Genomic DNA, 11,105 nt, shown 5'->3' with positions numbered 1-11,105 from the left:
GCGGCAGCAGACGCGGCGGCAGCAGCAGACGCGGCGGCAGCAGCAGAGGCGGCGGCGGCAGCAGACGCGGCGGCAGCCGAGGAGGCAGCGGCAGCAGAAGCAGCAGCAGCAGCAGCGGCAGAAGAAGCAGCGGCCGCGGAGGCAGCGGCAGCCGAAGCGGATGCTTCCAACGACACCGAAGACGCCGAGGCGGCAGCCGAGGAAGCGGCAGCAGCCGAGGCCGAGCGCGCCGAGGCCGAGGCGGCCGCCGCAGCAGCGGCAGCGCAAGCCGAAGCGGACGCCGCAGAGGCGGCCGCAGCCGAAGCCGCGCTCGCGGCCGAGGCAGCCGCTGCTGAGGAATCCGAAGACGACGACGGCGACGACGCCGACGAGTCCGCAGACGACGACGACAGCGGCACGGTCGAGGTCGGTGACGAGACCTTCACCGAAGACCAGATGGTGCTGATCAAGAAGGCGCGGGCCGCCGACGCCAAGGGTGGCAAGCGGGCGATCGACGCCTGGCGAGCAGCCGTCAGCGCGATGCCGGACAAAGAGCTCCCGCGCGCGCGCCTCAAGCAGCTCTACATCGACGGCAACAAGTGGAGCAACGTCGCCGATCTCTACAAGGATCAGATCAAGAACACCGACGACGACGCCGAGAAGATCCCGCTCTATTGGGAGCTGCTCGATCTGTACCGCGAGAACCTCAAGCAGCCGGGCCTGGTCGTCACGACCTTGTCGCAGCTCGAGAAGCTCGTTGAAGCGACCGGTGACAACGTCGCGCTGCTCAAGGTCGTGGAGGCCCAGCAGGCGCAGTTCGAGGAGATGAAGCGCTGGCCCGACCTCATCAGTCGGATCCGCCGTCGCGCCGAGCTGCACGACGAGCCCGAGCAAAAGACCGAGCTCAACCTCGAGGCCGGGCGCCTGTTCCTCGACAAGTTCAACAACCAAGCAGAGGCGATCAAGAGCTTCGAAGCGGTGCTCGAGACCGACGAGTACAACGCCGAAGCCCTCGGCAAGCTCAAGGATCTGTATCAGCGCCGCCGCGACTGGGAGAAGATGATCTCGGTCCAGCAAAAAGAGCTGCAGCTGATCGAAGATCCGGTCGAGCGTCAGACCCAGCTGCTCGAGGTCGCGCGCACGGCCGGCAGCAAGATCAAGAAGCCTGCGATCGCGATCCAGCTGTGGGGCGCGGTGCTCGAGGGCGACCCGACCAACGTCGAGGCGCTCGAGGTGCTCGAGCAGATGCAAGAGCGCGAGAAGGACTGGGAGGCGCTCGCCAAGACCCTCGAGACCCTCAACGAGGTCACCGACGACGAGAAGAAGAAGAGCGCCTACCTGATCAAGCTTGGCCTGCTCTACTCGGACAAGCTCGACAACAACAAGGCGGCGATCCGCACCTGGGAAGCGCTGCACGAGATCGACAACGACAACCGTCGGGCCCAGGACGCGCTCAAGAAGCTGTACGTGGCCGAGGGCGACATGACCTCGCTCGAGGCTTTCTATGCCAAGCAAGACAAGTGGGCGGAGTTCATCCGCGTGCTCGAGCGCGAGGCCGACACCGTCGAGGACGAGGACCGGCGCATCACGCTGACCTTGAAGATCGCGGAGCTCTACAAGACCCGGCTCGACAAGCCTGATCGGGCGGTGCGTTCGCTCGAGAAGGCGCTCGGCAAGGACGAGAACAACCTGACCTTGGCCGAGGCCCTGATCGAGCTCTACGAAGAGGCCGGCGACGAGCGTCACATCTCGACGCCGCTACAGATCAAGCTTGGTCACACCGAGGATCCCGACCAGCGCCAAGCCCTGCTCGCTCGGCTCGCCGATCTCGCCGAGCGTGTGCACAGCGAGCAAGCCCAGGCCTTCGGGTACTGGAAGCAGTCCGTCGACGAGGATCACACCCAGGCCGACTCCGCCGAGCACATGCGTCGGCTGGCCGAAGAGACCAACCTGTGGGGTGACTTGGTCAGCTCGTTCGAGGCTGCGTACGGCAAGTACGGGCCCGATCCCGACAGCCTCAGCCTGCGCTTGAGCGTGGCCGAGGTGTACGAGAAGCGGCTCGCCGATCTCGAGCGGGCGCTCTCGGTCAACCAAGAGATCCTCGAGATCGACGCCGAGCAAGAGACCGCGCTCGCGTCGCTCGAGAACCTCTACCTCGCGCTTGGCCGCGAAGAGGACCTGCTCAAGGTGCTCGGCACCAAGCTCGAGCTCGCGGCCGACGAAGATGATCGGCGGCAGATCCAGATCCGCATCGGCTCGATCCACGAGCAGCTCGATCACGCGGACCAGGCCGTGCAGGCCTACAACGCGGTGCTCGACATGGGCGTCGAGGCCCCGAGCGCGCTCGCAGCCCTCGACCGTCTGTACCTGCGGCTCGAAAATTGGAGCGAGCTCGCTGACATCCTGCGCCGCGAGCTCGCGGTGGTCGAAGCGCACGGCGAGGAGAGCGAGGCCGGCATGGCGCTGCCGGATCGGCCAACCCTGCGCCATCGGCTTGGCGTGGTCGTGCAAGAGCACCTCGACGACGCCCCCGAGGCGGTCGAGCTGTTCCGTCAGGTCCTCGAGTACGACCCGGATCACGAGGACGCTCGCCAGCGGCTCGAGAGCTGGCTCGACCATGAAGATCTCAAGGTTCGCGTCGCGACAATTTTGCGCGAGGTGTACCAGCGTCGTGAAGACTGGCCGCAGCTAGTCCGCGTGCTCGAGATCCTCGCAGCCGCGGAAGACGTGACCCCGGAGCGCGTGGTCTTGCTGCTCAAGATCGGTGAGATCCAGGCGCAGGCGCTCGGCGACAGCCGCACGGCCTTCGACGCCTACGCCCGCGCGTTCAAGGAAGATCCCGAGGACGAGACCGCCCAGCAGGCGCTCGAGAGCATCGCCGGGATCGACGAGCGTTGGGCCGAGTTCGCCGAGCTCTACGAGGGCGCCGTCGTCAAGGATCTGCCGAGCGAGCTGATGAAGCAGCTGCTGCACAAGCTCGCGGCGGTCTACGACACCCAGCTCGGCAACGCCGGGCAGGCAGTCAACTGCTACACGCGCGCGGTCGACATCGACCCCGAGAACCGCGAGGCGCTCGACGCCCTCGAGGAGCTGTACCAGCGGGCCGAGGCCTGGGCCGAGCTGCTGGGTGTGTACCGCAGCAAGGTCGAGTTCGAGGACGACGCGGAGCTGCGCCAGAGCCTGCGCTTCAAGATCGCCTATCTGCAGGAGGAGATGCTCCAGCAGAACGACGAGGCGATCATGACCTACAACGAGATCCTCGCCGACGACGACACCAACATGAAGGCGACCGTCGCGCTGGATCGCCTCTACCAGGTCCAAGAGAACTGGGCGGATCTGGCCGAGATTCTCGATCGTCAGCTGGCGCTCGCGGGCGACCCGGACGACATGATCAAGCTGAGCCTGCGGCTTGGCGCGGTCCGGCTCGAGAAGCTCGCGCAGGCGGGGCTCGCGGTCGAGATCTACCGTCGGGTGTTCGACTACGACCCCGGCAACGAGGACGCGCTCGCGGCCCTCGAGACCCTGCTCGACAACGAAGATCAGCAGCTGAGCGTCGCCAAGATCCTCGAGCCGATCTATCGCTCGACCAACGAGTGGTCGAAGCTGATCCAAGCCTACGAGATCATGGTCGCCCGCTCTCTGGATCCGGCCGAGCGCATCGGTCTGCTCCACCAGATCGGTGAGCTCTACGAGATCGCTGGCGAGCAGCCCGACAAGGCGTTCGAGGCGATCGGTCGCGCGCTCAAGCAAAACCCGTCCAACGAGGACTCGCAGCGGCGGCTCGACAGCCTCGCCAACCAGATGGGCAGCTACGCCGAGCTGGTCGCGCTCTACGAGTCGGCGATCGAAGACATCGTCGACGATCAGCTGAGCATCCAGATCCTCGACAAGGTTGCGAAGATCTACGAGGCGACGCTCGACGACGCCGCCAAGGCTTCGGCCAGCTACAACAAGATCCTCGAGCTCGATCCCGGCAACTTCCCGGCGATCGACGCCTTGATCGAGGTCCATCGCCGGACCAACAACTTCGAGGCCTTGGTCGGCGCGGTCACCCGCAAGGCCGAGATGGTCGACGCCCCCGAGGATCGCAAGGCGCTGCTGCTGTACGCGGCGGACATCCGCGAGACCATGATGGAGGACGCCGAGGGCGCGATCGAGCTGTACCAGCAGGTGCTGAGCATCGACGACGCCGACGCGCGGGCCCTCGACGCGCTCGAGAAGCTGTACCTCGGGCTCGAGAACTGGGAGGCGTTGCGCGACGTCTACCAGCGCAAGACCGAGCTGGCCGAGACCCCCGAGGATCGTCGCCAGGCCCTGCACGTGCTCGGTCAGGTTCACGACCGCGAGCTCGGCGACGTCGACCGGGCGATCGACACCTACCAGGCGATCCTCGACATCGACCCGACCGACTACGACGCGATCCAAGCGTTGGATCGTCTCTACGGCCAGGCCGAGCGCTGGCACGATCAGCTGCAGATCCTCGAGCAGGCCGTCGACGTGGCGGATCGCCACGAGGCCCAAACGGCCCTGAGGCACCGCATTGGCGCGCTGTGGGAGAACCAGCTGGCGGACCCGGTCCGCGCGGTCGAGTCCTACCGCGACGTGCTCGCCCACGACCCCAACCATGAGCCAACGATCGAGGCGCTCGGTCGGATCGCGCATGGCGACACCCAGCCGATGATGGCCGCCGAGGTGCTCGAGCCCTTCTACGAGCAGCTCGCGGAGTGGGAGAAGCTGATCGACCTCTACGAGGTCATGGTCGTGCACACCGAAGATCCGCTGGCCCGGATCGAGCGCTTGCACAAGATCGCCGACACCTACGAGCGGCAGCTGCAAGAGTTCGACAAGGGCTTCGACACCTACGCGCGCGCGCTGGCGATCGACCAAGAGGACGAGACCACCGTCGAGCAGATGACGCGGCTGGCCGAGGTCACGGGCGACTGGGACAAGTACGCGCGGATCCTCGACGAGCAGGCCCAGAACATCATGGACCCGCTGGTCAAGGCCAAGATGCTCAAGCGCGTCGCGGCCGTGCGCCTCAATCAGCTCTCGGACGTCGAGGGTGCGATCGAGCGCTACAAGAAGGTGCTCGTCGAGGACCCGGAAGATCGCGACGCGATCGAGGCCCTCGACGCGATCTTCAGCCACCTCGAGCGCTGGCAGGAGCTGGTCGAGAACCTCGAGCGGCAGATCAGGATCACCGACGACGAGGTCGAGTCGATCGAGCTGCAGTTCCGCATGGGCCAGACCTACCAGCTGTCGATGAACGACCTGGTCCACGCGATCGAGGCCTACCAGAACATCCTCAACATCCAGCCGGATCACTCGCCGAGCCAGCAGTCGTTGGAGTTCATCTTCTACGAGGGCGAGCATCAGCACGAGATCGCCGAGATCCTCGAGCCGATCTACTTCGCGGCCGAGCGGTGGGAGCCGCTGGTCAAGCTTGGTGAGGCGCGGCTCGGGACCATCGACGAGGCCGCAGATCGCTTCGTCGTGATCCAGAACGTCGCCGAGATCTGCGAGCGCCGCTTGGGCGACGTCGGGCAGGCGTTCTTGTGGTGGCTGCGCGCGTACATGGACGACGCGACCAGCATCCAGATCACCGAGGAGATCGAGCGCCTGGCCGAGGCCACCCAGGAGTGGGGCGCGATCGTCGATGTCGGCGATCAGATCCTCGAGGGCGAGTCGGTCTCGCCCGAGGTCAAGCAGCAGGTGCTGTCACGCAGCGCGCGGGTCCTCGACCACAAGCTGCAAGACTACGGTCGGGCGATCGAATACTACCGGGCGGTCCTCGAGCTCGAGTCCGAGAACCTCGCCGCGCTCGCGGCCCTGGATCGCATCTACACGCACGCGGCGATGTACGTCGAGCTCGCCGAGATCCTGCAGCGCCGGATCGCGGTGGTGATGGACACCGACCTGCTCGTCGAGCTCGAGCTGCGCCTGGCGCAGACCTTCGAGGGCTACCTCGGCAACGTCAACGAGGCGATCGCCGCCTACACGCGGGTGCTCGACAACGCACCCGACAACATGACGGCGCTGTCGCGGCTCGAGGCCCTGTACCTCAGCCAACATCGGTTCTCGGATCTGTTCGACAACTATCAAAAGATGGTCGACGTCGCGAACACCGACGACGACATGGCCGGCTGCTACCAGCGCATGGCCAAGCTGGCCTCGGACGCGCTCGATCGTGAGATCGACGCCGTGGATCTGTGGAACCGCGTGCTGGATCTTCGTGGTGAAGATCCGCTCGCGCTGACCGAGCTCGCGGGCCTGCACGAGCGCGCCGAGCGGTGGGACGAGCTCGTGGAGATCCTCGAGCGCGTGGTCTATGTGGTCGAGGATCCGGCGGAGCGCGTTGACGCGTATCAGCGCCTTGGTCGGACCTACGGCGAGAAGCTCGAGCGCGAGCGGCAGGCGCTCGACTCGTGGATCAACGCCCTCGACATCGATCCGGGCAACCTCGAGACCCTCGAGACCCTCAAGCGGCTCTACGAAGAGAGCCAAGCCTGGGTCGAGCTGATCGACATCCTCGCGCGGATGGTGCAGCTGCCCGAGGGCATGCTGGACCACGAGCGGCTGCGCAACCTGTGGGCGCAGATCGGCTCGATTCAGGGCGAGTACCTGATGGCCACCGACGACGCGATCGCGGCCTGGCTGCAGGTCCTGGCGATCGCCGAGGGCGACATGGAGGCCCTCGCGGCGCTCGAGGAGCTCTACACCGGCGAAGCGCGCTGGGACGAGGCCATCCAGATCCTCGAGCGCAAGGTCGCGGCGATCGACGACGAGGAAGGCAAGATGGACGTCCTCATGCAGATCGCCGGGATCTGGGAGGAGAACCTCGAGAACAAGGATCAGGCCGCTGGCGCCTACCTCGAGATCTTGGATCTGCGCGCCGGGCATCCGCCCGCCGCTGACGCCCTCGACGCGATCTATCGCGAGACCGAGCAGTTCGAGGCGCTGACCGAGCTCCTGATCACCCGCGCCGAGGTCACCGAGGCCGAGCAGTACGAGGACAAGGTCCGCTACCTGCAGCAGGGCGCCAAGGTGTTCGAAGAGAAGCTCGGCGATCTCGACAGCGCGTTTGCGGTGCTGCAGGCCGCGTTCAACGTCGACTACTCGAACGAGGACACCTCGCGCGAGCTCGAGCGCATCGCAACCATCGCCAACAAGTGGGGCGATCTACTCAACGAGTACAACGCGATCGTCAACGAGATCGAAGACCCGCTCGAGCGCTGCGAGCTGTGGGTCAAGATCGGCCGTTGGTACGGCGAGCACCTCGACCGGCCCGACTACGGGATCCAGTCACTCCACAAGGCGCTCGAGCTGAACGCCGAGAGCGTCAACGCGCTGCGCGAGCTGTCCAACTTCTACCGTCGCGCCAACCAGGCGCAGGAGCTGTCGGACACCCTGGCCCGGATCGTGCCGCTCGAGCAGGAGCCCGAGGTCCAGGCCGCGACGCTGCTCGACCTCGCGCAGGTCCAAGAGGCCGGCCTGGTCGATCTGCCCTCGGCGGTCGAGAGCTACCGTCGGGTGCTCGAGATCGACAGCGAGAGCATCACCGCGATGGACTCGCTCGCGCGTCTGCACGAGACCCAACACCAGTGGAACGAGCTGGTTGCGATCCTCGAGCGCCGCTCGCAGATCATGGATGACCCGGACGAGATCCTGGTCATCAAGAAGCGGATCGGCGGCGTCCAGGAGTTCAACCTGCAAGACGCGGTCGCGGCGATCGAGACCTTCAAGGACATCACGGCCAGCGAGCCGACCGATCGTGAGGCCCTGCAGGCGCTCGAGCGCTTGTACATGGGTCAGGGCAACATCGAGGAGTACCTCGAGACCCTCGAGGCCGAGCTCGACGCGACCGCCGACGTGGCGGAGCAGATCGAGATCCACGAGAAGATGGCGTTCGCGCTGGTCGAGCACGCTGGCGACAAGGAGCGCGCGGCCGAGGTCCTCGAGAAGATCCTGATGCTCGATCCGGGTCGGGATCAGACCTATCGCCAGGCCGAGCACCTGTACTACGAGCTCGAGCGCTGGACCGAGCTGGTCGACACCTATCGCAACCACGTGGAGGCGATCGGCGACGTCCAGGTCAAGATCCAGCTGCTGCAGGCGATGGGCGAGGTGTTCGAGAAGCAGATCCAAGACACGGATCGGGCGATCGACTGCTACCGCGAGATCCTCGAGCTCGCCCCCAACCACTTCGACGCCGCGAACACCCTCAGCCGCCTGCAAGAGGCGATCGAGGACTGGCCTTCGGCGGTCGAGACCATGGATCGCCTGGTCGGCCTGATCGAGGATCCAAACGCGCGGCTCGAGCTCCTGACCCGCATGGGCCGGGTCCACTTCCAGAAGCTCGAAGACCAGGTCGAAGCCGAGCGCCGGCTCAGCGACGCCCTGACGATCGACCCAGGCCACGTGCCCGCGCTGATCATCCTCGCCGAGCTCTACAAGGCGCGGATGGACTGGCTCAAGGCTGCGCGCACGCTGCAGTCTGCTTCGGACTACTCGCACAACAACTACGAGAAGACCCAGCTCGCGGCCGACGCTGGCTTCATCTTCCTCGAGGAGCTCGAGGACGAGACCAGCGCGACCACGATGTTCGGCTCGGCGATCCGCATGGACCCCGAGCACGTCAAGGTTGGCAAGGTGCTGTCGCGGATCTACTTCCGCAAGGAGCAGTACCAAGAGGCCGATCCGATCTACGACATGCTCGCGCGCAAGTCGGATCAGCTCGAGCTCGACGACGACGATCTGCGCGAGACCTACCTGCGCGCAGCCAAGGTCGCGCGCAAGCTCGGCGACGGCGAGAAGGCCCTCAAGCGCTACAAGTCCGCCTACGACATCGACTCGACCAACCACGAGGTCCTGACCGGGATGGCGGACCTGTTGTTCGAGCAAGAGAACTGGGACCGGGCGTTCAAGCTGTACCAGACCATCTTGGTCCAGCATCGCGACAGCCAAGGTGACGACGACACCGTGCTCGTCTACTACCGGCTCGGCACGATCAAGCGCCGCCAGAACGAGCCCCGCAAGGCGCTCAACTACATGGAGAAGGCGCTGGAAGTGCAGCCCTTCAACAAGGGCGTGCTCGAGGCAGTGATCGAGCTGCAAGCGGCCGCCAACGACTGGGAGGGCGTGATCCAGGCCAAGCGCGCGCTGGTCGACGTCGTCGAGTCGGATGACGAGCGCTTCGATCTCTACAAGGAGATCGGCGAGCTCTACGTCGAGAAGCTCGAGAACCGGACCAAGGCCGCCGAGGCGTTCTCGATGGGCCTGGATCTGCGTCCGGACGACTTCCCGATGCTGCACACGCTCTTGAACCTGTATCAAGAGAACAAGCAGTGGGACGAGCTGATCTCGATCATCGATCGCATCGTCAAGATCGAGCAGAACGCCCTGCGACGCAGCCGCTACAACTACTCGGCTGCCGTCGTGTTGCGTGACAGCCTCAAGGCCCAAGACGAGGCGATCGATCGCTTCAACACGGTCCTCGACGACGATCCGACCTACCTCAAGGCGTTCCAGGCGATCGACGCCTTGGTCACCAAGACCAAGGACTGGAAGAGCCTCGAGCGCTCGTATCGCAAGATGATCAAGCGGCTGCCCGCGACCGGCCAAGAGGAGCTGGCGCTGGCGCTGTGGAGCAACCTGGGCGAGATCTACCGGACCCGGCTCGACAACTACCAGTCGGCCGCCGAGGTGTTCACGATCGTCGCGACGCAGTTCGATCCGAACAACCCGAAGTGGCAGATCATCCTCGCGGAGCTGTACGAGCGCCTGCTCGAGCAGAACCCCAACGAGTTCGCGCCCAAGGCCGTCGCGGCACACCAGGCGCTGATCGCCCAGGAGCCGTACCGGATCGAGAGCTACCACGCGCTCTACAACATCTATCGTCAGAGCAATCAGGTCGATAAGGCCTGGTGTGTGGCCCAAGCCCTCGCGTTCTTGAAGAAGGCCAACGACGAGCAGCAGACGCTCTACGACCGCCATCGCCAAGAGGGCTTCGTGCGCGCCCGTCAGCGGCTCAGCGAGACCACGATGCGCAAGCACGTGTTCCACCCCGATCAGGATCCCTACCTGACCGGCATCCTGGGTCTGGTCGCGCAGCCGCTCGCTGCGTGGCAGGCCAAGGAGCTACCGCCGACGATCAAGGCCGACTCGCGGACCGACATCACCTTGGATCCGTCGCCGTTTTGCCAGATCGCCAAGTACGTCAAGGACGTGCTCAACGTGGGCGCGCCCGACGTGTACCTGCGTCCCACCGACCCCGGCGACGTCACGGTGATCAACGTCAAGCGCGACGGGGCCGTGCACCCCTCGATGGTCGTCTACTCGAACGTGCTGCGCGGCAAGAAGGAGCATCACCTCGTGTTCGCCTTGGGCAAGAGCATGATGGACCTGTACCCGCCGCACTACGCCTACGTGACCATCGATCGGTCACCGCAGAGCCTCAAGCAGGTGTTCATGGCCTGCATGCGGATCTGCGGGATGCCGGTCCAAGGTGACACCGCCGCGCTCGACTCGATCGCGCGCGAGATCAAGGGCCGCATGAGCGCCGGCCACGTCGACCAGCTCAGCAGCCTCATGAAGAAGTTCGTGCAGGCTGGCGGGTCAACCGACGTCAAGCGCTGGGCCGCCGCGGTCGAGCTGACCAGCTATCGCGTTGGCCTGCTGATGTGCGGCGACCTTCAGACCTCCGCGCTGATGGTCTCGCAAGAGCAGAACGTGCTCGGCTCGACGATGACGCCGAAGGACAAGATCAAGGAGCTGGTGCTCTACTCGATCTCCGAGGACTACTTCGACGCCCGCCGAGGCATCGGCATCCAAGTGGGCTAATTTAGACCCCCCGCGGCCGCCCTGCACTTTGCCAGAGGCGGCCGCTTCGCGTCCGGTCGGTCGCTGCGCTCCCTCGCTGGGCCGGCCGTTTGTTCGCGCTGGTATGAGTGGCCCCCCTAGGAGGGGGGCTCATCTGATTGCCCGTGGTCGGCCTTCACTCTTGGGGAGTCGCGATGACAGGCGTCTGCTCGAGGAATGACGAGAACGTTCGCTTCCGCCACGCCTGCTGAGCCAGGCGCCGAGCTACTGCGAGGAGCAGAGGGTGGGGGGCCCCACCGAAGGTGGGA

General features: G+C 65.5%; 1 protein-coding gene. It reads left to right on the top strand.

Features of this window, described 5'->3' with window-relative positions; translation table 11 throughout:
- Window positions 1–10,818: tetratricopeptide repeat protein (locus DB30_RS38825; RefSeq protein WP_052558928.1), on the top strand; the 10,818-nt coding region annotated here is incomplete at its 5' end.
- Window positions 10,819–11,105 lie beyond the last annotated feature (287 nt).

This window comes from Enhygromyxa salina, assembly GCF_000737335.2.
GTDB lineage: Bacteria > Myxococcota_A > Polyangia > Nannocystales > Nannocystaceae > Plesiocystis > Plesiocystis salina_C.
The sequence above is the reverse complement of the archived record's forward strand: the minus strand, read 5'-3'. Positions and strand labels throughout refer to the sequence as shown.